20 protein-coding genes and 1 pseudogene are annotated in these 24,304 nt (G+C 36.6%); 11 read left to right on the plus strand and 10 right to left on the minus strand.

All coding sequences use genetic code 11. The annotated features are described in order from the left end of the window. Positions 1–48: 48 nt before the first annotated feature. Entirely contained in the window at positions 49–2,091 is a 2,043-nt protein-coding gene (locus tag H6F45_RS16340; protein ID WP_096572128.1) for an FHA domain-containing protein, read from the minus strand. Positions 2,092–2,352: 261 nt separating this feature from the next. Between H6F45_RS16340 and H6F45_RS16345 the strand changes: the two genes are divergently transcribed. Continuing rightward, positions 2,353–4,566: a CHASE2 domain-containing protein gene (locus tag H6F45_RS16345; RefSeq protein WP_190347724.1), complete on the plus strand. Its 2,214-nt coding sequence runs from the start codon at positions 2,353–2,355 to the stop codon at positions 4,564–4,566. A 507-nt stretch (positions 4,567–5,073) separates the two neighbouring features. Next, entirely contained in the window at positions 5,074–6,471 is a 1,398-nt protein-coding gene (locus tag H6F45_RS16350) for an ammonium transporter (RefSeq protein ID WP_096572130.1), read from the plus strand. Here the strand turns inward: H6F45_RS16350 and H6F45_RS27060 are convergent. Beyond that, positions 6,456–6,578, minus strand: a complete 123-nt coding sequence (locus H6F45_RS27060) for a hypothetical protein (RefSeq protein ID WP_272109692.1) — start codon at positions 6,576–6,578, stop codon at positions 6,456–6,458. The two genes, H6F45_RS16350 and H6F45_RS27060, sit on opposite strands and share 16 nt — an antisense overlap. A 168-nt stretch (positions 6,579–6,746) precedes the next feature. On the opposite strand from H6F45_RS27060, the gene H6F45_RS16355 reads away from it, so the two are divergent. The 5 genes from H6F45_RS16355 (at position 6,747) to H6F45_RS16375 (ending at position 10,854) form a co-directional block, all read left to right on the plus strand. Further along, entirely contained in the window at positions 6,747–7,577 is an 831-nt protein-coding gene (locus H6F45_RS16355) for an SGNH/GDSL hydrolase family protein (RefSeq protein ID WP_347237740.1), read from the plus strand. Positions 7,578–7,580: 3 nt separating this feature from the next. Next, positions 7,581–7,778 carry a transposase gene (locus H6F45_RS16360; RefSeq protein WP_236104002.1) on the plus strand — a complete coding sequence of 66 codons (198 nt, stop codon included), beginning with the start codon at positions 7,581–7,583 and terminating at the stop codon, positions 7,776–7,778. A gap of 186 nt (positions 7,779–7,964) precedes the next feature. Continuing rightward, a complete protein-coding gene (locus H6F45_RS16365) occupies positions 7,965–9,164 on the plus strand; it encodes a 4-hydroxy-3-methylbut-2-enyl diphosphate reductase (protein ID WP_137666691.1) in 1,200 nt (399 codons plus the stop codon). 989 nt (positions 9,165–10,153) lie between these two features. Then, positions 10,154–10,438 carry a hypothetical protein gene (locus H6F45_RS16370; protein ID WP_190347725.1) on the plus strand — a complete coding sequence of 95 codons (285 nt, stop codon included), beginning with the start codon at positions 10,154–10,156 and terminating at the stop codon, positions 10,436–10,438. Beyond that, positions 10,435–10,854 carry a PIN domain-containing protein gene (locus H6F45_RS16375; RefSeq protein ID WP_137666688.1) on the plus strand — a complete coding sequence of 140 codons (420 nt, stop codon included), beginning with the start codon at positions 10,435–10,437 and terminating at the stop codon, positions 10,852–10,854. Before H6F45_RS16370 ends, H6F45_RS16375 begins: the two co-directional genes overlap by 4 nt. 212 nt (positions 10,855–11,066) lie before the next feature. On the opposite strand, the pseudogene H6F45_RS16380 reads toward H6F45_RS16375, so the two are convergent. Continuing rightward, a pseudogene (locus H6F45_RS16380) lies at positions 11,067–11,315 on the minus strand (DUF4277 domain-containing protein); the annotation flags it as partial. A 1,141-nt stretch (positions 11,316–12,456) separates the two neighbouring features. Here H6F45_RS16380 and H6F45_RS16385 point away from each other — a divergent pair. Further along, complete coding sequence (locus H6F45_RS16385; RefSeq protein WP_190347726.1) at positions 12,457–13,260, plus strand: Tab2/Atab2 family RNA-binding protein; 804 nt, start codon at positions 12,457–12,459, stop codon at positions 13,258–13,260. Positions 13,261–13,313: 53 nt separating this feature from the next. Here the strand turns inward: H6F45_RS16385 and H6F45_RS16390 are convergent, their stop codons facing one another. Continuing rightward, on the minus strand, positions 13,314–13,514 hold the full coding sequence (locus H6F45_RS16390) for a hypothetical protein (RefSeq protein ID WP_190347727.1): 201 nt from the start codon (positions 13,512–13,514) through the stop codon (positions 13,314–13,316). A gap of 86 nt (positions 13,515–13,600) precedes the next feature. Here H6F45_RS16390 and H6F45_RS16395 point away from each other — a divergent pair, with 86 nt between their 5' ends. Beyond that, the gene (locus H6F45_RS16395; RefSeq protein ID WP_137666685.1) at positions 13,601–14,473 is read left to right on the plus strand and encodes a bile acid:sodium symporter family protein; all 873 of its coding nucleotides are present in this window, start codon (positions 13,601–13,603) and stop codon (positions 14,471–14,473) included. 64 nt (positions 14,474–14,537) lie between these two features. On the opposite strand, the gene H6F45_RS16400 is transcribed toward H6F45_RS16395, so the two are convergent. From H6F45_RS16400 to H6F45_RS16410, 3 genes are all read right to left on the minus strand, one after another. Then, a complete protein-coding gene (locus H6F45_RS16400; RefSeq protein WP_190347729.1) occupies positions 14,538–14,873 on the minus strand; it encodes a hypothetical protein in 336 nt (111 codons plus the stop codon). A gap of 165 nt (positions 14,874–15,038) precedes the next feature. After that, on the minus strand, positions 15,039–17,192 hold the full coding sequence (locus H6F45_RS16405) for an exonuclease domain-containing protein (RefSeq protein ID WP_242052646.1): 2,154 nt from the start codon (positions 17,190–17,192) through the stop codon (positions 15,039–15,041). A 245-nt stretch (positions 17,193–17,437) separates the two neighbouring features. Beyond that, positions 17,438–19,558 (minus strand): amylo-alpha-1,6-glucosidase, encoded by a 2,121-nt coding sequence (locus tag H6F45_RS16410; protein WP_137666684.1) that lies wholly within the window; start codon positions 19,556–19,558, stop codon positions 17,438–17,440. A gap of 229 nt (positions 19,559–19,787) precedes the next feature. Here H6F45_RS16410 and H6F45_RS16415 point away from each other — a divergent pair, with 229 nt between their 5' ends. Both H6F45_RS16415 and H6F45_RS16420 read left to right on the plus strand, forming a co-directional pair. Then, on the plus strand, positions 19,788–20,390 hold the full coding sequence (locus H6F45_RS16415) for a peroxiredoxin (protein ID WP_137666683.1): 603 nt from the start codon (positions 19,788–19,790) through the stop codon (positions 20,388–20,390). Between the two features lie 140 nt (positions 20,391–20,530). Beyond that, positions 20,531–21,088: a redoxin domain-containing protein gene (locus H6F45_RS16420; protein ID WP_190347731.1), complete on the plus strand. Its 558-nt coding sequence runs from the start codon at positions 20,531–20,533 to the stop codon at positions 21,086–21,088. A 4-nt stretch (positions 21,089–21,092) separates the two neighbouring features. Here the strand turns inward: H6F45_RS16420 and H6F45_RS16425 are convergent, their stop codons facing one another. From H6F45_RS16425 to H6F45_RS16435, 3 genes are all read right to left on the minus strand, one after another. Continuing rightward, complete coding sequence (locus tag H6F45_RS16425) at positions 21,093–22,082, minus strand: DnaJ C-terminal domain-containing protein (protein ID WP_190347734.1); 990 nt, start codon at positions 22,080–22,082, stop codon at positions 21,093–21,095. A 302-nt stretch (positions 22,083–22,384) separates the two neighbouring features. After that, the gene (locus tag H6F45_RS16430; RefSeq protein ID WP_137666681.1) at positions 22,385–22,840 is read right to left on the minus strand and encodes an AAA family ATPase; all 456 of its coding nucleotides are present in this window, start codon (positions 22,838–22,840) and stop codon (positions 22,385–22,387) included. Positions 22,841–22,947: 107 nt separating this feature from the next. Further along, entirely contained in the window at positions 22,948–24,237 is a 1,290-nt protein-coding gene (locus tag H6F45_RS16435; protein ID WP_096572140.1) for a glucose-1-phosphate adenylyltransferase, read from the minus strand. Between the last annotated feature and the right edge of the window lie 67 nt (positions 24,238–24,304).

Genomic DNA, 24,304 nt, shown 5'->3' on the forward strand with positions numbered 1-24,304 from the left:
GTTAGAAGTGTTGTTAGAAATAATGTAAATTAAGGTTTTTGAAAGCAATTAAGGCTTTTGATTCAATGCCCATTTTAACCATTGCCAAAGCGAATAAATTCCTTCAATATAGCGGACTCCTGGAGCTTTTTCAGCCGCCAAAGCCTCGATAGAACGATGGGCAGCATATTGTAGTCCTAAAAATGTGTCTACGGGGGCGTAGGGACCGCCTAAGGTGATAATTCCTGCTGCATATATGCGAGAAGGATGATTTCGCAGTTGTTTAATTTCAAAGTTGTTTTCTACATGAAAACGTTTTTCTAGGTTTAGTTCTAAATCGTAATGCAGTATTAGGTCTTTTAAAAATGGACTTTCTAAAGGGTCAGAAACTAATCCTGTACAGTCAATAACAAAATCAGCGGTTAGGGTTATTAGACCTCTGTCTATATGAGCAACAACTTGACTTTGGGAATTACGTTCTAGTCTGATGATTTCACCATAACGAATTGTATACCATCCTTCCCTTATTCCTTGACGAACAATGTCGCGCCATTTTTTGCGACTAGCTGTGGTTGTTCCTCCCCAAGCTTTTAATAATTCCCGTCGTCTGAAGGGATCAGCGGCTTCTAACATTGTCCGCATATCACCGCCCCAAGTTCCTTTTGGCCAGTTAAAAGGTTGAAATTCCCAATCATTTTCTACATGGCGTTTAGCTCGCCCAAATTGATCACCTTTGCGGGGTTCTCGGTTTAAATGAATTACCCTAATATTTTTGTTGATTTTTCGGGCTTCATACAGCCTTTCCAAGATTTGTGAGGCGACAATTCCTGACCCTCGAAGGACAATAGTACCGCCTCTTTTTTCTAATTGTTCGTAAATGTAATCATGGGGTTCATAACCTTGAACTACAGTTGGATGATTTCTTTCTTCGGGATATTGCTGACGATATTTTTGCAGGTTTTTTAGTAGTTTAATTCTGGGATAACCTGTGCAGAGATGGACATATTTAGCTAATAAAAATTGGTGATTTCCGTCTTCTTCATCAGAAGTGGAATAGGCAATACAATAACGCCCATCTTCCGTTTGTCGTAGACTGCGAATACTGCCATATTCTAACATTTTACCCCAACTAATGCGATCGCCTTCCCGGTCCATAGACTCAAATACATCTTTACCGCGAGGGGTGTAAGTATCTGCATAAACAGGTTCGGCGAAAATTTGCCACAAAAATCCTAAAGCTGCACCAACTTGTCCAGAAAAGAAGGATCTCCAAGCATCTCTTAAAGCATATCCTGGCCACCCCCAAATATTATCAGGACAGGAATCTGAACCAGAACGAATCCTTTTATATCGGGGAATTTGACAGTTTCTCAGGAGGCTTTCATAGCGTTTATAAGGTTTGTCTTGAACACTCAAAACTTTAATATTTTCTGGTTTAACTCCTGCGATTCTCAACATATCCACCCAAACAAAACTGCCCATTCCTCCCCCACAGGCCAGGTATTCTGTTTCTCTGACTAAAACACCACTGCGATCAATAGCTTTTAGGGAAACTTTTTCTGCATTCCAAAAATTGAAATTATAGGGAAAACCCGCAGGTTGACTAGGTAGAGTGTTAGGAGTTTGCTGTTCTAAGGCATCCGTGTAAGGGTTAAAAATGATGGTTGATTCAGAATCTAATGACTTCCGTACCCTAGATGCAGGAATAATCTCAGATTGGGGGTTAAAAATTGTGGAATCATTTTCCAGTACAATGGTAGCATCATCATCGCTGGCTTCAATGAGAATAACGGTAATAGTGTAATTACCTATTCCCAGTATATCGCCACTGTTTAACTTCCGACGTTCTTTAAGTAGTTTTTGATCGTTGATTCTAGTACCATTGGTACTTTTGTCTTCTAAATAAACCTGATTGTTTTCTAAGGTAATTTGAGCATGAAGCTTAGAAATTTGTTTAGTAGAGTCTGATAACTGTACAGGAGACACCCTTTCACCATTGATAACTCTAGGAAGTTTATCTATATCATCTCTTCCGATAGCTACTGGCAGGTTAAAAACCTGTTCTTCTGGCTCCTGTGTCAGTTTATTTTCGGAGATTAGTTTGATTTGCATGGTTTCAATTTTAGCTTTTAGAACTTGATATCATATTACACATCTTGTGAAAATTATGGTAGTGACAATTCATAAATTGTCTCTAGAACAGGTTTCAAGTTATACAGATTTAATGACTACAAGAGGTCTATTGATAATACAAAAGTTCTGATCTCTAATCAGCCACAGTATTGAAAGTTGAAGGAAGCAAATTCTGACGTAGAATGTATAATCTACCCGGTCTTAGCCCGGAGAGTGTCAACAAACTAGGTTATTTCCACAGTGATTAATGAAATTTTAGTAAAAATCCGTGCTGTTCTCCTGCAAGATCAACGTTCACCTTTAACTTTTAGTGTCCCTAATTTCCTATCAATTATTCTGTTTAGTAGTCTAGTAGTGACAAGTTTAATATGGGTAATAAGTGAAATCAAATGGTTACAAAATAGTGAGTTAAGCATTTATGATCAGATGTTGCGTTCGCGCCCTCCAGAACCTCCTGATAACAGAATTTTATTAGTGACAATTACTCAAGAGGATCTGAACAGGGAAAAATGGCCTTTATCCGATCAAACTATTAATAAATTACTAAAAAAATTAGAGTCTTATCAACCCCGTGTCATTGGGTTAAATATTTATCGCCATGAACAAAAAAATTTAGCTGCTAATCTCAAAAAGCCAAATCAAATTATTGCCACTTGTTTATTAAGTAATATTGATAGATCAGAAGTTGCCCCACCTGCCAATTTTCCTATAGATAACATCGGTTTTGATGATGTAGTGACCGATAACGCAGTTGATCAAGTTATCCGTCGTGGTTTATTATTTGTTGATTATACAACAGAAGATCATCAATGTAAAACTAGATTTTCCTTTGCTGCTTTATTAGCTATTATTTATTTAGAAAAACAAGGTATTGAATATAGTTTTACTGAAAAACAAGAATTACAAATAGGTAAAACTATATTTCCCCGCTTATATAAAGACGCAGGTAATTATCAAGATACAGATGACGATGGCTATCAAATTTTATTAAATTACCGTCACCCGAATAACCTAGCCCAACAAGTTACTCTCACACAAGTTCTCACAGATCAAGTTAACCCCAATTGGGTAAAAGATCGCTTAGTAATTATTGGAACTACTGCCGCTAGTGTACATCCTGGTTACTATACACCTTATAGCAATTTATCAGACCAACCAGCGAGAATGCCTCGTGTTTTTATTCATGCCCAAATAGCCAGCCAAATTATTAGTACAGTTCTCGATAATCGACCTATAATATATTACTTTCCAGATACTTATGAATGGTTATGGATTTGGATTTGTTCTATTGTAGGTGCTATTGTAGCAAGGCAATGGCGACATCCTTTACTATTAATAATAGTAGAATTTTTTATTATTGTTAGTATTGTAGGAATTGCGGCTGGTTTGTATTTGCAAGCAATATGGATACCTTTATTTACTCCTTCTTTAGCTTTAGTTATTACTAGTGTTGCTGTCATGGGTTACACGACTTATCAAACTCAAAAACAAAATCAAGCTATTCTGCTGCAAGTTGAAAAACAACAAGAAGCTATTGCTCAAATCAGCTTAATATTGGATCAATCGACACAACTGCCATCGGATTTTAACAACTTTGATTTTTCAGAAATATCAACATTCAAAACTGATGATTTACTTTTAGCAGGGCGTTATAAAATCTTAAATACCCTTGCTTCTGGTGGTTTTGGATGTACTTATTTAGCAGAAGATACACAACAAAAAGGTAATCCTATTTGTGTAGTTAAACAATTAATGCCCGCCCGTAGAGATACAAGATTTATGGAAGTTGCCCGCAGATTATTTAACACGGAAGCGGAAATTTTAGCAGTAGTGGGAAAACATGATCAAATTCCTAAATTGTTTGCTTCTTTTGAAGAGAATAAAGAATTTTATTTAGTTCAAGAATATATTATTGGACATACTTTAAGTGAAGAACTACCCCCAGAAACAGGCGTGAAAAGTGAAGCTTATGTTGTAGATATGTTGAAAGAAGTTTTAGAAATTTTATCATTTATCCATCAACACCGTGTAATTCATCGGGATATTAAACCTACAAATATTATCAGACGTACTCAAGATAATCGCTTGGTGTTAATAGATTTTGGTGCTGTCAAATTAATTCAACCACGAATAGAAGGAGAAACGGAATTAGCTACTGTTGCTATCGGCACAAGAGGTTATTCACCACCAGAACAATTTGCCGGTCATCCCCGCTTATGTAGTGATATTTATGCTTTAGGTATGATTGGTATTCAAGCTATTACAGGTATACCTCCCCAAGAACTACCAGCAAATCCCGAAACTGGTAATATTATGTGGCGAAACAGAATTAATGTTAGCGATGAATTAGCAAGGATTTTAGATAAAATGGTTTGTTATCATTTTGGCGATCGCTATCAGTCTGCTACCGCAGTTATTCAAGATTTGAAGTCATTAATAATTCGTAATTCGTAATTCGTAATTCGTAATTGGCAGCATCCCAAATGCGTAAATTTATTTTTATCTATGGAAATAATATGCCCCAAGGCTTAATATGATTGAACCGCAAAGGGCGCAAAGGACACAAAGGTAAGAAAGTTTAAGAGATTTTTAGTGTTGCTGTGGTTATTTTTTGACAATTGGGATGCTGCCTCGTAATTTGTAATTATGAATTACTACGTATATAGTAAAAATTATTACTGATACTTTTTATTGTATAAATCTTATCTAAGCTTTTTTGTATATATATAAATATAAATATATAATGCAAATTTTTACATTAAACTATGCAAATAATACATAAATAAATTTCTATGTTTACGATTAGAAACTATTAGGATTAGAAACTATAATGAATATTATTTTTTTGTTAAGGTTCTCCCAAAAGGAAATTTGAGTAACTTTCACAACATAAATGGTATCAAGCATCACGTTATTCCAATAAATAATGTGAAGTAATTCGGTGCATAGGAACAAAAACAAGTGTTGAAGAAATTTGTGATGATTGGGGTTTTAACCCTATGTTTGTTAGTATTCCCACTCATGGGTAATGCCTTAGCCCAAGGAACAAATACACCAACTGCTCCTGATACTGGAGATACGGCATTTGTGCTGATCTCATCGGCACTGGTATTGTTGATGACACCTGGATTAGCATTTTTTTATGGTGGGTTTGTGCGATCGCGCAATATCCTCAACACCTTAATGATGAGTTTTGTGTTGATGGCCATTGTCGGAGTCACCTGGGTTTTGTGGGGTTATAGTTTGTCCTTTGCTCCTGGTTTACCCTTCATCGGTGGGTTACAGTGGTTAGGGTTAAACGGTGTCGGTTTAGAAACAAGCGGATATTTGCAAGGTTCAGCCCCGGAAGAAATAGTTTCTTATGCGGGAACAATACCCCATCAAGCATACATGATTTATCAAGCCATGTTTGCAATTATTACTCCAGCCTTAATTTCTGGGGCGATCGCCGAACGGATGAGTTTCCGCGCTTATTGCTTATTTGTGCTATTGTGGTCAACCTTTATCTACACACCCCTAGCGCATGCTGTCTGGGCAAAAGGTGGATTTTTGGGCTTATACGGTGGTTTAGGCGCTCTTGACTTTGCTGGTGGTACAGTAGTGCATATTAGTTCAGGAGTTTCTGCACTGGTAGCAGCCACAGTTCTCGGACCTCGGAAAAACCACCCAGATCGTCTGAGTCCACCCCATAACGTCCCCTTCATTTTATTAGGTGCTGGCTTACTTTGGTTTGGCTGGTTTGGCTTTAACGCTGGTAGTGCCTTATCTGCGGGTAGTATTGCCACAGTAGCCTTTGTTGCTACCAACACCTCAGCCGCCGCTGGTGCGTTAATGTGGCTAATTTTAGAAGCAACCCTGAGAGGAAAACCCACCGCCGTAGGTGCTGCTACAGGTGCAGTAGCAGGTTTGGTTGGTATTACTCCCGCCGCAGGATTTGTCACACCCTTAGCAGCAATACTAATAGGTTTTATTACTTCTCTTGTTTGCTTTTATGCTGTGAGCTTCAAGCACAAATTGAATGTAGATGATGCCTTAGACACCTATCCTGTACATGGTGTGGGTGGAACATTAGGAGCAATTTTAACCGCCATCTTTGCTAGTACCGAAGTCAACCCAAGCGGGAAAGATGGGCTATTACGTGGTAATTTTGGGGAAATATTTGTAGAATTGGCAGCGATCGCCATAGCTTATATCATCGCGGCTGCTGGTACATGGATCATCCTCAAATTTATTGATGCTACCATTGGTCTGCGTGTAAAAGAGGAAGCAGAAAACCAAGGTTTAGATATCCACGAACACGGAGAAGAAGGTTATAACTCCGAGTTTGGCGATCGCATTAACGTTTATAGTGATAGGTGATAGGTGACTGGTGACTGGTGACTGGTGACTGGGCTATTAATCTTCCCCATCTCCCCATCATTCCACCTCCCCTGTTTACTCAACAATTGGTTATTTTTTATTTGCAAGTCCGTGAGATCCCCAGCTTCTTAAAGAATTTGGGGACTTTATCATTTAAGATTCAAAGGCCAAATTACTAAATTTTTGTAAACTTGATGTAAATTGAACTTACTCGGCATTAACTGACCACAGAATAAATTTTCAAGGTTTAATTTTGAATTTTTAATTTTTTAATCGTGTCCACTTCCGCAAAACCATTTCCAATCTGGGGATTTTTCTTACTGGTGACAAATGGTATCCTGATGTTAGCCATCATTTTACTGATTTGGCGACAGCAGAAATTGACCACTGCCTTTGCAACTAGCACTCCCCCACAACCAGTCAACCTCAACCCTCAAAACCAAGCTTTCATACCAGAGTTAGGACCACGTCATAAACTAAATTACCAACAATGGCTAAAAATTCTTAAACAAGAAGCCAAAGTAGCAGCCGAAAAACCGCCAGAAAAATTAACCATATTAGCTGGAGACTCTTTAAGTTTATGGTTTCCACCTGATTTATTGCCAGAAGGCAAAAATTGGTTAAATCAGGGAATTTCTGGTGAAACTAGCGAAGGATTATTAAAAAGATTAGAGTTATTTGACCGTACCAAACCAGAAGTCATTTTAATCATGATTGGCATTAATGACATGATTCGCGGCGTAGGTGATGAAGAAATTTTAGCCAATCAAAAACAAATCATCCGTTATCTACGGAAAAAACACCCCAAAGCCAAAATTGTTCTACAGTCGATTTTGCCACATGGGGGAGAAGAAGCAACTTGGGAAGGACGGGAAAAACTATTAGCTATTCCTAACAGTCGTATTCGCAAGTTAAATGAGGAACTAGAAAAAATAGCGAATCAACAAAAAATTAAATATGTCAACTTACATCCCTTGTTCACTGACAAGCAAGGTGATCTGCGTCGAGAACTTAGCACCGACGGTTTACACCTCAATTCCCAAGGTTACACAGTCTGGCGCACTGCATTGCAGATTTACAATGAACAGGGAATAGGGAACAGGTGACAGGTGACAGAAAAGAAATCATCACTGTCATTATCTCAAAGAGTGTTTAAATGTGATAACTGTGGCTTTGAGATTGACAGAGATTTAAACGCTGCGATTAATTTAAAACAAGAAGCGGTCAGATTGATCGTGTTAGCCTGTGAACTAGATAGTGCCGACACTTCTAGGGTTAAACAGGAAGAAAAAGCCAACTTTTGTTAGCATTAGTTAGCTTTTTTGTATCGGACAATATTAGCTTTTGCCTATTGCCTATTCCCTATTCCCTATTCCCTATTGCCTATTCCCTATTCCCTTCTTTCCCAGTCCCCAATCACCAATCACCACATTAACTGAATTGTGTCTTGGCAAGAGAAAATAAGAAATATTGATTTTAGCAGACAACACAAAATGGATACCAAAGCTTTTAAACGTAGCCTCCAACATTCAGAAAATTACAATCGGAAAGGATTTGGACATAAAGCAGAAGTGTCCACTCAGTTGCAGTCTGAGTATGAAAGTAGCTTAATTCAAGAGATACGCGATCGCAACTACATCCTTCAAAGAGGTAATGTTACTATCCGACTAGCACAAGCATTTGGATTTTGCTGGGGTGTAGAACGTGCCGTAGCAATGGCCTATGAAACTCGTCAGCACTTCCCCACAGAACGCATCTGGATCACCAACGAAATAATTCACAATCCTTCTGTGAACCAACGGATGCAAGAAATGGAAGTCCAATTTATTCCTGTTGAAGCTAATAAAAAGGACTTTTCTGTTGTCGATCAAGGTGATGTAGTCATTCTGCCCGCCTTTGGTGCCAGCGTCCAAGAAATGCAAATTTTACATGATAAAGGTTGCCAAATTGTTGATACAACTTGTCCTTGGGTTTCCAAAGTTTGGAACACAGTTGAAAAACACAAAAAAGGCGAATTTACCTCAATTATTCACGGTAAATACAAACACGAAGAAACCGTTGCTACCAGTTCCTTTGCAGGTAAATATCTGATTGTTTTGAATTTACAAGAAGCCGAATATGTGGCTAACTATATCCTCAATGGTGGCAACCGTGAGGAATTTTTAACCAAGTTTGCTAAAGCTTGTTCTGCTGGATTTGATCCTGACAAAGATTTAGAAAAAGTGGGTATTGCCAACCAAACAACCATGCTCAAAGGTGACACCGAAAAAATTGGTAAACTCTTTGAGAAAACCATGATGCAGAAATATGGACCTGCTGCATTAAATCAACATTTCCAAAGTTTCAACACCATCTGCGACGCTACCCAAGAAAGACAAGATGCCATGTTGGAATTAGTCGAACACAATTTAGATTTAATAGTAGTAATTGGTGGATTTAATTCCTCGAATACTACACAATTACAACAGATAGCTTTTGACCGCAATATTCCTTCCTATCACATTGATAGCGTTGAGCGTATTCTCTCAGCTAACGCCATCGAACATCGGCAATTAACTGGAGAATTGACAATAGCAGAAAACTGGCTACCGGAAGGAGAAATAGTTGTTGGTGTCACCTCTGGAGCTTCTACACCTGATAAAGTTGTAGAAGATATCATTGAGAAAATTTTTGCTTTAAAAGCAAACTGGTAAGTAGGGGTTGCTGAGAAAGTCTTTCCGTGAGGGCATAGGAGTCAGGAGTCAGGAGTCAGGAGTCAGTAGGAGATTGGAAAATTTCTTTGCCATCTCTTGAAATCCCAAAAAATGCACACTTTTTCCGGTATACCCTTCAAAACCCTTGCACTAATTTCTGTGTTTATCAGCCTCTAACCTTTGATATATCAAGGTTTTAGGTTTATTCAGGAAACCCTAAGTAGATCAACATCATTAAACATAAAATGTTGAAAAGCTAGATACCCGACTTTTGACAGAAGTCGGGTATCTGGATATTACGCTATTTTCCAATCATCAATCACCGATCATCAATCACCAGCTATTTGGACCACATTCCGCACCCACAACTGTCACACCCCAAGGAAATGGATGTATTTAGTACATAGGAACTAATTGCTGAGAAGATTTGTTAAAGCTTAATAGGAATTATTACTATTTAGATAGAGATACGTTCTTGTTTCATTGACTCTACATTAGATTCCGAAAAGCCCTTATGTCAAGCCTGATTGAGATGCTCTTACCCTGCACATCAGGGATATTTATTCTGGTTGTATTAAAAATCTCTCAACAGTATTAACTCTTTATTTTGATATTGAAGAAAACAAAGATAAAATAGAAGAGTCCTTGGTTGAAGCAAAAAAATATTTAGCCCTTTTGTTAATCTACACTAAAAGTATAAAAGAATTTAAGTAAATTCAGAAAGATATATATTTATTTACCATAGGTGAATACAAAGAGGTTATAGAAGAGGCCAATAAAAAAGGCTTAAAACTTTCAGTTAGATATGCGTCTATCCAAGAAGCATCCATAAGAGATATCCGTCTTGCATCAGATATAATACTGAAAAAAATTCTTGAAACAGCACCAAAAGATAAAAGACTATAATTTCTTTGACACTTGCAATTTTTTATATATTTACTTTGAGGGAATACGAGATAATATAGAAACATCTTCTAGTGAAAAACATCATGCAAGCATACAAACTCAAAGGAAAAATTGATTCATCTGGTAAATTAGTAATTACCGACCCCCTGAATTTACCTCCTGGAGATGTAGAAATTGTAGTTTGGCAAGCTACTGAGACCCTTGATAATACCACAACCCCAGCAAGTGAACCAGCACCAGAAACACCAAAGAGAAAATCTAGGATAAAAGCATTTGAGGGTTTATTTGAAAATGCCCCACCTGTTCCAGCAGACTTTGATCCAGATCAAGCTAAATATGAATATTTAAAGGAGAAATATAACCTGTGAAAATCCTGCTAGATACTAATATCATCATTGATAATGCCCTAGAAAGAGAGCCTTTTTGGAATGTAAGTGAACAAGTTTTATCACTGATTGAACAAGGGAAAATTGCAGGTTATATTTCAGCTTCAACTTTTAGTGATTTGTATTATATCATCCGTAAAGCCAGAGGTCGAGATTGGACGCTTACCTATTTAAATCAGTTAGTTACTTTCTGTCAAATTGCCACGGTAAATCAGGCTGCAATTACAATGGCTTTCACAACCAATTTTAAAGATTTTGAAGATGCCATTCAATACTCCACTGCTGTAGTTAATCAATTAGATGCGATTATTACCCGTAATTCTCAAGATTTCCCCGTAGTTACACCGCGAATTCTTACTCCTGACCAATTAATTGAGGAATTAACCAACTCTCCTTGATTGATTTAAACTAATTTTGGATTTTAGACCGACCTTAAACATCCAATCCAAAATAAGAGTGGTTTAGTAGAGAATTTTAATAATATAATTTTATCCTGATAATCTCAATACATGATTTTAACTTATGCTTATCTAAAAATAAAGTTAAAAACGCCATGAAAATTTCAGAACATTAATTTGATTAATGAGCTAAATAGTCCAATTAAAATATGCTTATCATCATTGAAATATTCTGGTTTTGCTCCTGCACCAATTAAGTGTTCACAAGCGATTAATTCAAAGAATTTTGGGAACATATATAAAGGCTGTGACATCATGCTTAAACCGTTTAAAATCATCGCCTTTACTACCTGACCTGCACTGACTTTTTCTTCTGGTTCTGATCCTAGTAAATTATTAATTATTTCTACTATCCCTAAATGGTCTATCTTCTTCAAATCAAGGTCTTTTACATTAAACATGACAACAGAAACTCCACCAAAGTATCTATTTCAATTTTCTCATTTTTCTGTTGAGTCAACACATTTTTTTAGTTTTTTCATCGTAATTGAGGATAAACTTTTCAATGATTTTGAACTCAGTTTTCTATCAAAATAACCTAAGAACCAATAATTTTATACTTAGTTGTATTTGTTAACTGTATCTCTATCTAAATAGTAATAATTCCTATTAAGCTTTAACAAATCTTCTCAGCAATTAGTTCCTATGTACTAAATACATCCATTTCCTTGGGGTGTGACAGTTGTGGGTGCGGAATGTGGGATTTGGCATTTTGGCAATCATCCACTAATGTAACCTGATATATTACAGAAATTACCAAGATGTTTTTCATTATTATACCGTGGACGGGTTAAAACCCGTCTCTTTTGTCATTGTAATATTTGCCATTTTGGCAGAAACTCAAAAATTAATTGTGCTAGATTAATCAAAGTTGCAGAGATTAATCTATGAATCAAACAATTTACACGGTTTAAATTACCGTTTTTATTGTTGATGTCATTGACAATCCTGACAACCTATTGAATGTTATTTCTACTATTTTTTTTATATTCCAAGGTGTATTGCCACTTTCAAGCTATTAGTGCGGACGGGATAACCCCCGTCCTTTTTTATTTGGGGTAATAACTGAATTTTTGGCAACCGGATCATCTATTATCAGTTTTTCGCATATTTGCATACATCCTCTGGGAAGATGCAGCCACAAAACCAGACAGGTTAAATTACTTTGGGATGTTGTTATGCACTGGATTTATAGCGAGGTTTGGTTAACCACCAAACCTTTTTTGTGTGTCAACATTAAGACCCACATTCCGCACTTCAAAAAGTAGTATGATTTAACTACAGTGATGGTCAATTAAAACTTATGATTTTAACAATTACGTATCAAGTACAAAGGGGAGATATATCACTTAATACTCATAGGAATAGGAAAAATTAACCAACTTATATCTAAAGTATTAAAATATCTAAAGTATTAAAATATCTAAAGTATTAAAAACCAATGACTGATGATTACTCTCCTGCTTACCGATGGGAAATTTTCCACTACACCCCGTTTTATGGTAAAAATTAAATTGACAACAAAAAACATCAATAGTAATCATGAGTCTAATTTGGCAAGTTGATTTTTATCGCAGTCCCCAAAAAGATACAGCAGGACAGATATTATGGGATTTATTGATTTGTGATCCAAGTCGTAACTTTGAATATATCGCTACCTGTCCCCAGTCACAAGCAAATTCAAATTGGTTAACAGAACATTTTAAACTAGCAGCTAAGGAAAAATTACCTGATATTATTCAAGTTTTTCGTCCTCAAGCTTTAAGTTTAATTACAGCAGCAGCGAATAATTTAGAAATTGAAATTGAAATTGAAGCTACCCGTCGCACTCAAGCGTTAAAACAATGGTTGCAAGAAAAGCAATATTCCTTAGTTATTGATAAACCACCACCAACACCATTACCAGAAAATCTCTGGGGTGAAGAATGGCGTTTTGCAAATATTCAAGCTGGTGATATTATTGATGAATTTGCAGATCGTCCGATTCCTGTTTTACAAATACCAGAATTTCTACAACCAATTAATTTAGGTTTAGCTTCAACTGTTCCTATTCCCGGTGTGATAATTTATGGTGGTAGACAATCTCTGCGTTTAGCAAGATGGTTACAAGAAACTAACCCTGTGAGTTTAAATTATATTCCTGGTTCACCTGATGGGTTAATTTTAGAAGCAGGTTTAGCAGATAGATGGATTTTAGCAACTTTTGAAGATGCAGAAGTTACAGCAGCAGCAAAAGTTTATGAACAACGCAAACAATTAAGTAAAGGTTTGCATTTTTTATTGGTACAACCTGATGATTCAGGGATGACTTTTAGCGGTTTTTGGTTGTTAAAAGAGGAACAGTAAAATTATTTGTAATGCAAGTCAATATTCTGACTCCTGACTCCTAAATTCTGAAATTATTTCCTCAATTCGTGCATACTTCTGACAATTTTGGTAACTATATTTCTAGGTGCAAATCTCACGGATCTAGCTAATATTTGATTTCTAATTCCGGGAATAGCAATAGTTTTATTTGCCATTAAACTATCATAACCAATTTTAGCCACACTTTCAGTTGTCATCATTCTATTAACATGAGAAATTTTTGATTCTTCCATTGCTGCGGATTTTTGAAATTGACAAATGTTTATAAAACATGAAATACTAATTATTGTTTTCATTAATTGTTTAATTAAATACAGATATGCAAGCAAGTTTTTTAAGTGCAGTTGTTCTACCTCTATCCTTAGCGATCATTATGTTAGGGATGGGATTATCTCTTGTCCCTGAAGATTTCCAACGAGTAACAAAATATCCCAAAGCAGTCGCTATTGGTTTGTTCAGTCAATTAATTTTGTTACCTATTATTGGTTTTATCATTGCTAAAGTTGTACCGATGCAACCTGTAATTGCAATGGGGTTAATGATAGTTGCATTGTGTCCAGGGGGAGTATCATCAAATATTATTACGTTTCTTGCTAAAGGTGATGTTGCACTTTCTGTCACTCTCACTGCTTTTAGTAGTTTAATTACAGTGTTTACAATTCCCATTTTTGGCAACCTTGCATATCAACATTTTATAGGTGAAAGTGCTACCATTGCTTTACCTATTTTACCGACAATCTTACAAATTTTTATCATGACTATTGTTCCTATTTCTATGGGAATGATAGTGAGAAAATTGTTTCCTCAATTTGCAATTTCTTTGGAAAAAGTAACCAACCGTCTTGCAGGAGGATTATTAGCTTTAATTATTCTTTTGTTAGTTATTCGTGAGTGGGAAAAACTACCTGGTTTTATTGTTCAAGTCGGTGTTGCTGTTGTTTTGTTGAATACTATTTCTATGTTTTTGGGGTTTTATGTGAGCAAACTTTTAAATCTAAAACCTGCTCAACAAATCTGTATAGCGATTGAAGTCGGGCTACAAAATGGTACACTGGCTATAGCTATTACTGCGGGGATTCTGAATAATCCTGATATGGCCATACCGGCAGCAGTTTACGCTTTATATATGTATGTTACAGGTTTTCTGGCTATTTTGTATGGGAGAAAGTTAGCTGAAATTCAATCTGCATAATTTATCATCGTTGGGGTTAAACAACATATTGCTTCCCCACCGAATCGGTATTTTATTCAGTTTTCTAACTTAATGGTTCTGTAAAACCAAACTTGTTAAAAATCCAATGATACCATTCTTGATGAGTGGTAATAAAGGTTAGTGCTGTTTCTAAGTCAACATCTAAATCTTTGTTATAAATACTAACAATTAAATCATAAATTAAATCAAATAAAATTCTATCTTGTCTATTGAATAAAATAAACTTCCCATTGGTACTATTTTCTAGTTGTTTAATTCTTTCTCTCCCCACTTTACCCGTAATTTCTTCTTGACGTTCATCTCTGATTAAAATAAACTGGGAATTAGGATTATTAATAACTAGGGTTTGCTGAATAAACCTAAAACCTTGATATATCAAAGGTTAGAGGCTGATAAACAGGAAAAAAGTGCAAGGGTTTTGAAGGGTATACCGGAAAAAGTGTGCATTTTTTGGGATTTCAAGAGATGGCAAAGAAATTTTCAAATCTTCTCCTGACTCCTGACTCCTGACTCCTGACTCCTATGCCCTCACGGAAAGACTTTCTCAGCAACCCCTAACTAATTGATTAAAATTACTAATGCGAGTTGTAAAGGAAGTACCACTAACTTCTAAAAATGCCATTACATGATATTTAGTTCCTCTTTCTATCACAATATGTTCTGGTAATACCTTTTTACCAAAACGATATTGTGTTAATTTGAATGACTGAATGTGAGTTAAAGCTTCAGCAATATTCCTCAATTTACCCATATCATCACTATCACTAATAATAATTGCGTTATGATATTTATTTTCTAATTCTGTACGACGTTGTTTGAGATATTCAATTACTGGATTTCCAGAACTGCTAGAATTGACATTTTCACTCGGTGAATATTTTGCTAAATTTGATAATTTATCCTGTAAGGTGCTAAAATCAGCAGTCTTAGATAATTGAGTACCTTGAATTAATTGGTTTAAAACTTCTATGATTGTATTTTGCTGTTGTTGTAAAAATTTTAATTGTTGTTCTATTTTTTCATTTTGATCTAATTCTCTAATTGCTTTTCTCTCATCTGGTAAAGGAATATTGTTCACTCTCAAATCATAGTATTTAGCAGCACGGTTTAAAGCAGCACGAATGGGTGTTTTACTTAAAATATCTTCTAAATCTTCAGACGTAAATAACTGTTCTAAGGAAATATCTAAAGTTTGCATTTTTACTTTGAGAATAGCTTTAATTTCTCCTTCTGTCAGTTGACGCAAAGCAATTTGATATTGCGATATTCTCCCAATAATAGATTGATCAAATGTTGTTTGCAACTTTTCCCATCTATCAGGAAATAAGTTCAAAATAATTAAACTATTGGGAACATGAGTAAAAATCTCTTTTATTGCTTCCCCAAAATTCCATAAAATATCTTGGTTGTGAGGAAGTCCTAAACCTTCTAATTGATCAAAAATAATAATTAGCGGTTCATCTAAAGTGGATAATTTACCTAACACGGAAATTGCTTCTAAAGAAAATGCTTCTTTACTAATTTCCTCTCCCCAATTTGGTAAATCCACCTTTTCTGCTTCTTCATCAGTTAACATATTTCCTGCTAACCAACGAGTGCTAATATTTCTGTAGTTATAATCTGTATAACTGCAATATTTTACCATTCCTTTAATGATAGATAAAGCAAAACTTCCTGCTGCGTAATTATTCATCCACCATTCATTAATAGTCTTTTCTATATATTGCCAATATTCCCGTTTACGTTGAGTATTGTCTTTACCTAAAGCATTGATGTCATGATCTTCTAAATCATATAAAGCTTTTAAAATATCTATGTCTTTTTGTTTGACTTCTCTATCAGATAAACTAACTATTTTTCTAAAGGTGTTAATCATTAAAGAATCTAATTGATTTAAATTTCCTACCTTTTCAACCAAAGATTCTAAAATTCTACTGTAGATATGATAAAGTATAGATTGAAAATTATTAGGTTGCCGAATAAATAATAAGCGGTTGCTTGTTAATCTTTCATGGGTAAGTCGCATCATTAAATGAGTTTTCCCTGTTCCTGGTTCTCCAATAACAACAACTCCTTTACTTTGATGATTGGGATCTAATTTGATGTTATTTAATGCAGTTTGTAAAATCTGAAATTGTTGATGATAAGTATCAGGATAATCGGGATGATTTTGGAAAGGTGTATCAACGCGACTACTACTAAATGGGTTAGGTTGTTTTTTCAGATTTTCTAACATGATTCTTTGATAAAGATGATAGGTAAATATGGCATCATAACGCGCACTATGCGCCATATCAGGATTAAAATATAGATGATTATGATCTTTTAAATTCAAATATTTACACAAATATTCTAAAGAATAACTTTCTAAATTTGGGAAACAGTCTTTAGCTAAAATCCAAGTACAATCAAACTTTAATTTATGTTGTAAGTTCTGCCAGGATAAACCAACTTGTTGGCAACTGTGTTTGAGGATTTCTATATCATGTTCTGCATAGTGACAGATGATTTTTTTATCTTCAACAATAGTCAAAAATTCTGTTAATAAAGTTTTCAAACTTTTGGTATTGAGAACATTTTGAAAGCCATGATAACTACCATCACAAAAACCTTCATAAATTACCACACCTTGACTATCAACTATCGCTAATTCCGTAAGATATGGCTTACCTTCAGTATCTAAAATAACGAAATCCATATTGATGAAACTCTGAGTATTGTTTTAACGCTTGTGATAATTACATCATAAGCTATAAAATACTCAGTAGGCAATTAAACAAATACAGTAAATTTCATTTTAGTTATGTAAAATTTAAAACTCCCTTAGCGGGCAAGATGCCCGTACCACAAGAGTGTTATAATTTGTATCTATAACTTGATTAACCTAGAGTTTCCTATAAATCTTACTTTCTCTTTGCGCCTTTACGCCTTTGCGTGAGACAATCATTTATAATGTCTGATAACTTCAGCAACAGACCAAGCTTGAGCGATCGCACCTCTAGGAGTATGGGGTGCATCACCATCAAAAATTTCCGAAATTGAACCTAAACAACCATTAGATGAAAAATGATCTAACAACGGTTTCCAGTCAAAAGGTAAGGGTGTTTCAGGATAAAAACGCTCCCAAGCTCGAATATAAGCACCGATCAACCAAGTCCAAACCGTACCTTGATGATAAGCGCGATCGCGTTTTTGCGGACTTCCTTCACATTTTCCCTGATATTCTGGATCACTAGGATCAAGACTGCGTAAACCATAGGGAGTTAATAACCGCGAAGTTGCTAAGTCTAAAACTTTTTGTCCTTGCTGTTGGGAAAAAGCACAATGATGTAAAGATAAAGCTAAAATAGCATTGGGGCGAATTTGGGAATTACGACTATCCTCTAAATCAATGAGATCATATAAATAACCTAACTGGGGATGCCAAAATTTTTGTAAGGATATTTTTACCAGTTCTGCTTGTTGTTGATAACGTTGTTTTTGATTGATTAAACGACTAGAATGATCTATATATTCATGACTTAAATGTTCTGACCATTTACTTAACCAACATAAAGCAGAATACCATAAAGCATTAATTTCCACTGCTTTACCGCAACGTGGTGTTACAGGTATTCCTTCTACCAGTGCATCCATCCAAGTTAACGCTACATCTTGAGCATCCCAAGACACTAAACCATCAATAGCATCAACTTGAATATTATAACGAGTACCGCTAACAAAAGCTTTATGAATTTGCTGCACAATAGGAAATTGTTCTAACAAAAATTGCCAATCTTGAGTAGTTTCTAAATAAAGTCCTAAAATTTCAATCCACCATAAAGCAGCATCAATACTATTATAAAATGGTTCGTTATCTACATCAGGAAAAGTATTCGGTATGAGTCCATGACGACAGTAACTCCCAAAGGTTTTTAACAGTCCTTTAGCAATTTCAAAACGTCCTGTTACTAATGTTAATCCTGGTAAAGCAATTAATGTATCTCTTCCCCAATCATTAAACCAATGATATCCTGCAATTACCGTAGGACTGGCTATGGAATCACGATAAACTATAAATTGATCACTGGCTTTGAGTAGTTGTTTTTGAATAGGTGATAGGTGACAGGTAACAGGTGACAGTAAAGAAGAAAGTGTTAAGGAAGAATTTTCACCCCATTTTCCCGTCTCCTCATTTCCCCACCCAAAAATCTGCGCTATTCTTGCTTGTTCTGTTACTACTGCTTCTGTAAAACTATCAGGTGAAAAATTTTCTTGGGAGTCGGGGAAACCTACTTTAGCTTCTAGGGTGACTGTATCTCCTGGTTGCAAGTTTACGGTTAAATAACCAGGACTATATAAATCTTGGCGATCGCCTAATCCTCTTTTTGTTTCTGCTGGTAAACTATAATTCCAATACCATAACCCATCTACTTGATATTTTCCCTGGGTCCATCGTAAATGCCAAGGTGTACCAAAGTTACCACAAAAGTTATCCCAGTTATTCATTTGTAAACACAGTATATTTTGATGGAGTAATTGGGAAAACTGGATTTTTTTGTTACCTATTTGTTGATGGTGAAAATTGCGATCGCCTATAAACAACCTTAACCTTAAAATCCCTTCCTCTTTCCCCTCATACCGATATTCAATCAAAACTCTTTGATTATTGCTACAGACCTTTACCCTATCCCCTTCTAGTCCCCATTCCCCAGCGATGCACTGAGCTTGTCGAAGTGTCCCCAGTCCCCAATTTGGCATTACCAAACGCCTAGATAACTGCCAATTATCCCCACTCCAAACCCATTTGGGAACTGGGTTATGATCAAACTGTTGTAAAAATTTATATCCTGTTGGTTCAATTTTACCCGTACCCCAAAGATTTGTTCCCAGTTCTATAACTTTTCCTGGCATTTCTAAACTTGCTTCTAAATGGGAAAGTAGTAATTTTCTGCCTGAAGGTGGATTTGTAGCCGCAAATAACCAACCATGATAAGTCCGTGTATGCACATCCGCATCTGTACCACTGGCAAAACCACCTAAGCCATTAGTTAGTAACCATTCTCTTGTATCTAAATCAAACATTGGCTTTTAAATTGGTAGCGGGTAATGGGTAGTTGGTAATTGGTAATGGGTCATTGGTAAAAACTCTTAACTATCAACTATCAACTATCAACTGTTCTCAAAATCGTAATGACTATGATATAGTCGTAACAGATTGTAACTAAACTGTGATGAGCGTGGAGGAATGGTTGATCTAACCCAGATACCCACGCCAAAAAATGGATATAAAACTCAAGGAGAACTAGGTTAAATGTCACTCAATAATGGATGTCTTCGTGTTGGTCAACAGGCTCCCGATTTTACAGCAACAGCTGTAGCAGATCAAGAATTTAAGACCATCAAACTTTCTGACTATCGCGGCAAGTATGTAGTCCTGTTTTTCTACCCCTTAGACTTTACCTTTGTTTGCCCCACCGAGATCACAGCATTCAGCGATCGCTACGAAGAATTCAAGAATCTTAATACAGAAATCTTAGGTGTTTCTGTAGATAGTGAATTTTCTCACCTCGCTTGGATTCAAACAGATCGTAAATCTGGGGGTGTGGGTGACTTAAATTATCCCCTAGTTTCCGACATCAAGAAAGAAATTAGCGCAGACTATAACGTTCTCGATCCAGCAGCTGGTATTGCTTTGCGTGGTTTGTTTATCATTGATAAAGATGGTGTAATTCAACATTCTACCATTAATAACTTAGCATTTGGTCGCAGTGTAGATGAAACATTGCGTACATTACAGGCTATTCAGCACGTTCAATCTCACCCAGACGAAGTTTGTCCTGCTGGTTGGCAACCCGGAGAAAAAACAATGGTTCCCGATCCTGTGAAGTCTAAAGTTTACTTCGCAGCAGTGTAGGTGACTGGTGATTGGTGATTGGTGATTGGTGATTGGTGATTGGGAAAATATTACCTATTACCTATTACCTATTACCCATTACCCATTACCCATTACCCATTCTTAATTTTTAACTTTTAACTTTTAACTTTTAATTATTTATGTTGACATCTACAGATTTTACAGGTTTATTGAACGAGCGATTTTTCCGCAATTTGTTACCCAAACCAGCACTCGATGATTTAAGATTGGGAATATTAACACCTGACTTTAAATTAACAGATGTTACCAATAATCGCACAATCAAATTATCAGATTATCGTGGTCAACAGCCTGTTATTTTAGCATTTACAAGAATTTTTACAGAAAAACAATATTGTCCTTTTTGTTATCCTCATATTAAAGCATTAAATGAAAATTATGAGGAATTTACAAAACGGGGTATAGAAATTTTAATGATCACCAGCACAGATAAACACCAAAGTCAAGCAGTAGTAAGAGACTTAGGATTAAAAATGCCCTTATTAATAAATCCTAGTTGTCATATTTTTAGAACATATCACACAGGGCAAGCATTAGGAGCGCCCTTACCAGCGCAGTTTGTATTAGATAAAGACGGGAAATTAAGTTACAGACATCTATTTTCTTTTTTAGAACATAATGCCAGTATCGAGAAATTACTAACACAATTTAATGATAGGAGTCATTCTGACTCCTAACTCCTTACAACTTCACCTGTGCTAAATGACTGCGGGGGTTGTAGGTACGAATAGAGCGGAGTTTTTCATAATATTCTCGCTCCTGTGGGGTGAGGTCTTTGGGGGGTGCGATCGCCACTTTCACAAATTGATCACCGCGTCCACCTTTAGCCAAAGGCCAACCCTTACCACGTAACCGCAGAGACTGACCAGAACGCACCCCTGCTGGTAACTTAACATTCACACTACCATCAGGAGTAGGAACATCAATAGAAGCACCTAAAGCAGCTTCATCAGGAGTTATCGGTACTTCACAAAGAAGATGATCACCTTCAAATTGGAAAAAAGAATGGGGTTGCAGTTCCACCTTTAAATATAAATCTCCCCGTTGTTGAGTGCTATGGTTAACTTGACCTTTACCCCGCACCCGCAACCGAGTACCGGTTTTTGCACCTGCGGGAATACGAACATCTATAGTTTCATTACCTAGACTAAACCGTTTTTGCACTCCTGCGAATCCTTCAGCAAAAGTGAGACTAATCGTATATTCACTATCTTGGGCAGCAGCACCGCCCATATCTTGAAAACCAAAATCATTAAAACCGCCAAAACCTGTACCTGGTTTACCTGTAGAGGTACGATAGGAATAACTTTGTTTGTTGGTGCGTGGTCCTGCACCACCAAATAAATCATTAATGAAATCATTAAAACTGCCGTATTGACCAAAGTCAAAACCGCTCATATCTACCCCTGATCCACCAGGGAAACCACCTTCTCCTACCTGCCGCCAATATTGACCGTATTGATCATATTTTTTGCGTTTATCAGGGTCAGAGAGAACTTCGTAAGCTTCGTTAACTTCTTTAAATTTTGCTTCTGCTTGTTTATTACCGGGGTTAACGTCGGGATGGTATTTGCGGGCTAATTTACGAAAAGCTTGTTTAATGTCTTCTGGACTGGCAGTTTTACTGATTCCTAAAATTGAGTAATAGTCTTTAAAATCGGTTGCAGCCATCTACCAGCCTCCTGTAAAAATTTAGGTAAAGTTAAGTTATGTTTTTTTCTAAGATGTTGAGATTTACTGTTTGCCTGGTCTAATGCCCGGAAACAGGATGATGATCCTAAATTAGCAAAGAATAGCAAAAATCCAGTGTGGTTGTCGCTCATAGTGCCAGCGCAATTACCGTACTCTTGAGGAGGCAGGAGGAGAAAATTTTAGATTTTAGATTTTAGATTTTAGATTGGAGATGACAAAAATAATCCAAAATCCAAAATCCAAAATCCAAAATCCAAAATTGTATCACCAATCACCCCACCTTACTTATAAATTATGTCGTCTAGTCCTTCATCTAAGCTGGGGGGAGCATCCCAGAGTTGGCGGTGCATTCGCAAAATAACGTCTTCTGGAACTTGGCGATCGCGTTTTTTATTGCGTGTTAAACATAACCAAACGGGAGTTCTTACCCATATACCAGTAATGTGAGTAAAACCAGTGTGACGGGCTAATTCTATAACTTCCCGGCGATTTCTTCTTTGGGCGTTAGTAGCATCAAAAATGGTGGGTATATTGGCAATAGTGGCTTGTTGAAACTGTCTTTCAACTTCTTGCCAAATCAAAAACCAAGGACCTTGAGTGGCTTGAGAACCAAAAAGCTGCCCCCGGATAGCATCTGTAGAAATGAGTTGCATCTGAGGGCATTCTGTTAGTAATTGTGCAGCCAATGTTGATTTACCGCTACCAGGAAGACCAATTAGTAAAAGTAGTTTAGTCATTGGGAATAGGGAAGATGGGGAGATGGGGAGATGGGGAGAAATTAAATTATTTGTATTTTCCCAGTCACCAGTCACCAATCACCAATCACCAATCACCAATCACCAGACTAAATAACTGTTCCATCAGGAATCACGGCATTTTTGAGAACAACTACAATCCCACTACGGATATAAAATCCTTGTTTTTCCCGTTCAGCTTCTTGGACGTTATCCTTGTTGATAATTTTCACATTATGACCAATGCGGGCATTTTTATCAATGATGGCTCGGCGAATAATGGTATCTGTACCAATACCAACGGGAATATCACCTTGTTCTATACTACATTGACGTTCTACCGATGGTTGGTAATAGTCTGAACCCATAATCAGGGTTTCTTCAATTACAGAACCTGATTCAATCCGCGATCGCACTCCCAAAACTGAATGTTGAATCCGGCAGTCTTTCAAAATACAACCTTCACCAATCATTGATTCTGTAATATTGCAATTCAATAATTTAGAAGGTGGTAAGTAACGAGCGCGGGTGTAAATTGGTGCTGCTTCATCGTAGAAGCTAAAGGGTGGAAGAGGCTGCTTAGTCAGGGCTAAATTGGCGTTGTAAAATGCTTCTATTGTTCCGATGTCTTCCCAGTAATCATCAAATAAGTATGCCTGAACATTATGATCTTTAGCGGCATCAGGAATAATTTCTTTACCGAAATCAGTCCGTTCTAAAGATTCTTTCAGCAGTTTGATTAAAACATCTTTTTTGAACACATATATGCCCATTGAGGCGATATATGGTTGTAATTCAGCTTGTTCTTTAGTTAACCCCAGGATGGTTGTATCAACGCGCATTTTGGCTAAAGCGTCACCCTTGGGTTTTTCGCTAAAGTCAATCACCCTACCAGAGTTGTCAATTTTCATTAAACCAAAATCGGAGGCGCGGCGATCGTCTATGGGAATCACAGAAAGGGTAATATCAGCGTTGGTTTCCCGATGACGCTGGATAAACTGACGGTAATCCATGCGGTAAAGGTGATCACCAGACAGGATCAGAAATTCGTCTACATCCCATTCCTGTAACATCCAGAGATACTGACGTACAGCATCGGCTGTACCTTGGAACCAGTTGGGGTTTTCTGGAGTTTGTTGTGCTGCTAACACTTCTACAAACCCATCACTGAAGCCACCGAAGTTGTAAGCACGGGTAATATGGCGATTTAAAGAGGCTGAGTTAAATTGTGTGAGAACGTAGATTTTATAGATTTCTGAATTTATGCAGTTACTGATTGGGATATCTATTAAGCGATATTTCCCAGCTACGGGTACTGCGGGTTTAGCGCGGAGTTTGGTTAAGGGATACAGTCGTGTACCCGCACCTCCACCAAGAATGATTGCTAAAACTTTTTTCACAAAATTTCTCCAGACTGCCTTTCAACTCTCACCTACAGTTTAGGACTATCAGTGGCAACTGATAAGG

Source organism: Sphaerospermopsis sp. FACHB-1194, assembly GCF_014696235.1.
In the GTDB taxonomy this organism is placed as follows: Bacteria; Cyanobacteriota; Cyanobacteriia; order Cyanobacteriales; family Nostocaceae; genus Sphaerospermopsis; species Sphaerospermopsis kisseleviana.

Coding starts and splice junctions, on each gene's coding strand:
- H6F45_RS16340 (WP_096572128.1), bottom strand. CDS start 2,091: ATGCAAATCAAACTAATCTCCGAAAATAAACTGACACAGGAGCCAGAA.
- H6F45_RS16365 (WP_137666691.1), top strand. CDS start 7,965: ATGGATACCAAAGCTTTTAAACGTAGCCTCCAACATTCAGAAAATTAC.
- H6F45_RS16370 (WP_190347725.1), top strand. CDS start 10,154: ATGCAAGCATACAAACTCAAAGGAAAAATTGATTCATCTGGTAAATTA.
- H6F45_RS16385 (WP_190347726.1), top strand. CDS start 12,457: ATGAGTCTAATTTGGCAAGTTGATTTTTATCGCAGTCCCCAAAAAGAT.
- H6F45_RS16390 (WP_190347727.1), bottom strand. CDS start 13,514: ATGGAAGAATCAAAAATTTCTCATGTTAATAGAATGATGACAACTGAA.
- H6F45_RS16395 (WP_137666685.1), top strand. CDS start 13,601: ATGCAAGCAAGTTTTTTAAGTGCAGTTGTTCTACCTCTATCCTTAGCG.
- H6F45_RS16405 (WP_242052646.1), bottom strand. CDS start 17,192: ATGGATTTCGTTATTTTAGATACTGAAGGTAAGCCATATCTTACGGAA.
- H6F45_RS16410 (WP_137666684.1), bottom strand. CDS start 19,558: ATGTTTGATTTAGATACAAGAGAATGGTTACTAACTAATGGCTTAGGT.
- H6F45_RS16415 (WP_137666683.1), top strand. CDS start 19,788: ATGTCACTCAATAATGGATGTCTTCGTGTTGGTCAACAGGCTCCCGAT.
- H6F45_RS16420 (WP_190347731.1), top strand. CDS start 20,531: ATGTTGACATCTACAGATTTTACAGGTTTATTGAACGAGCGATTTTTC.
- H6F45_RS16425 (WP_190347734.1), bottom strand. CDS start 22,082: ATGGCTGCAACCGATTTTAAAGACTATTACTCAATTTTAGGAATCAGT.
- H6F45_RS16430 (WP_137666681.1), bottom strand. CDS start 22,840: ATGACTAAACTACTTTTACTAATTGGTCTTCCTGGTAGCGGTAAATCA.